The sequence below is a fragment of the Phycisphaerales bacterium AB-hyl4 genome, from assembly GCA_041821185.1.
GTDB classification, from domain to species: domain Bacteria; phylum Planctomycetota; class Phycisphaerae; order Phycisphaerales; family Phycisphaeraceae; genus Natronomicrosphaera; species Natronomicrosphaera hydrolytica.
The window spans coordinates 1-1,215 of sequence record JBGUBD010000032.1; the positions used below are offsets into that span (position 1 = coordinate 1).

1 protein-coding gene is annotated in these 1,215 nt (G+C 65.7%); it reads left to right on the plus strand.

What is annotated here, in order from left to right; genetic code table 11:
• Window positions 1-13 precede the first annotated feature (13 nt).
• A partial coding sequence (locus ACERK3_19655) for a UDP-glucose/GDP-mannose dehydrogenase family protein (GenBank protein ID MFA9480489.1) occupies window positions 14-1,215 on the plus strand: 1,202 nt, incomplete at its 3' end.

Sequence of the window (1,215 nt, forward strand, 5' to 3'; positions counted from 1 at the left end):
GGAGAAACAACCCATGCGTATCACCATGGTCGGCACCGGCTACGTCGGGCTGGTCACCGGCACCTGCCTCTCGAACACAGGCAATGACGTGACCTGCCTCGACATCGATCAAGCCAAAATCGACAAACTCAATCACGGCGTCTCGCCCATCTACGAGCCGGGCCTCGATGAACTGATCCGCCGCAATGCCAAGGCCGGCCGACTGCAGTTCACCACCGACGCGGTCGCCGCGTACCGCCGGGCCGAAGCCATCTTCATCTGCGTCGGCACGCCCTCCGACGCTCAAGGCTGCGCCGACCTCAAGTACGTGCTCGAAGCCGCGAAGCAGATCGGCCAGGCCATCGAGCAAGGCGACGGCGCCACCGGCTCGGGCCCGGAAGACCGCCGGGCCAAGATCGTCATCGTCAAGTCCACCGTGCCCGTGGGCACGAACGCCAAGGTCAAGGCCGCCATCGAAAGCCAGACCACCAAGCCCTTCCGCATGGCCAGCAACCCCGAATTCCTCAAGGAAGGCGCGGCGATCAACGACTTCATGAAGCCCGACCGCGTCGTGCTCGGCGTCGATGACAAGCCCACCGGCGACCGCCTGCGCGATCTCTACGAGCCGTTCGTCCGCCAGGGCAACCCGATCTTCATCATGGACATCCCCTCGGCCGAGATGGTCAAGTACGCCGCCAACGCCATGCTCGCAACCAAGATCAGCTTCATCAACGAGATCGCCAACCTCTGCGAAGCCTACGGCGCGGACATCGACGAGGTCCGCCGCGGCATGTGCTCCGACGGCCGCATCGGCAACAAGTTCCTCTATCCCGGCTTAGGCTACGGCGGCTCGTGCTTCCCCAAGGACGTGCTCGCCTGCATCGCCATGGGCGACCAGTCCGGCAGCCCCGCCGCCCTGCTCCAGGCCGTGCACGCGGTCAACCAGAAACAGCGCGACACGTTCATGGCCAAGCTCGATCGCCACTTTAATGACGCCGGCCAGGGCCTCGCCGGCAAGCGTATCGCTGTGTGGGGCATCGCCTTCAAGCCCGGCACGGACGACATCCGCGAAGCGCCCGCGATCACGCTGATCCAGCACCTGCTCGAGCGTGGCGCGACGGTGGTGGCCCACGATCCGGTGGCACACGAGACCTGCCGTCAGGTGCTCGGCGAGTCGATCACCTACGCCGACGAGCCATACGCTCCGCTGGACGGCGCCGATGCGCTGGTGGTGTG